At 46.4% G+C, this 634-nt stretch carries 2 protein-coding genes; both read left to right on the top strand.

From position 1 onward, the window contains the following. Positions 1 to 81 precede the first annotated feature (81 nt). The gene (locus tag ACFS7Z_RS27370; protein ID WP_377492721.1) at positions 82 to 546 is read left to right on the top strand and encodes a LexA family protein; all 465 of its coding nucleotides are present in this window, start codon (positions 82 to 84) and stop codon (positions 544 to 546) included. Next, the coding region (locus tag ACFS7Z_RS27520; RefSeq protein WP_449301471.1) for a Y-family DNA polymerase at positions 543 to 634 on the top strand (92 nt) is incomplete at its 3' end. The genes ACFS7Z_RS27370 and ACFS7Z_RS27520, both read left to right, overlap by 4 nt.

A 634-nucleotide genomic window follows, 5' to 3' on the forward strand; every position in this document is an offset into this window, starting at 1 on the left:
ATAACTAATATATTTAGCTTTTATAATTCTTGTTTACGTATTTGCTAACATTATTAGCAACAACTACTACATGTTGGATATATGTGCAGCGCAAAAGTCATCCCTATTTCCCCGCATCTCTTGGAGCTTTTAGACTTCGACTATTTAGAAAGCATAGAGATACCCTTACTGGCCTCCTACATATCAGCAGGCTTCCCCTCCCCTGCTGACGATTACCTGGAAGACCGCATCGACATCTTCAAGCACATCATTCAGAACCCTACCTCCACCTATATGATGCGTGTGAAAGGCAGCTCCATGGTGGATGCCAATATTCATGAAGGTGACATCCTGGTGATAGACAAGTCACTCAAGCCTACAGAGGGTCTGCCGGTGGTCTGCTTTCTAGATGGGGAGTTCACTGTCAAGACATTTAAGCTCATGGACGGCAAGGCTTACCTGATGCCTGCCAACCCTGCCTATAAACCCATTGTGATAACTGAAGAGATGGATATGCGTGTATGGGGTGTGGTGGTTTGGATACTCCATAAGCCAGTGAAGCAATGACTACGCTGTTTGCATTATGCGACTGCAACAACTTCTATGCCTCCTGTGAGCGGGTGTTCAAGCCGGCCCTGAACGGAAAGCCCGTGGT

Source organism: Pontibacter toksunensis (assembly GCF_042686245.1).
Classification (GTDB): Bacteria; Bacteroidota; Bacteroidia; order Cytophagales; family Hymenobacteraceae; genus Pontibacter; species Pontibacter toksunensis.

Excerpts from the sequence above, each read along its gene's own strand:
- ACFS7Z_RS27370 (WP_377492721.1), top strand. The coding sequence starts at position 82 with ATGTGCAGCGCAAAAGTCATCCCTATTTCCCCGCATCTCTTGGAGCTT.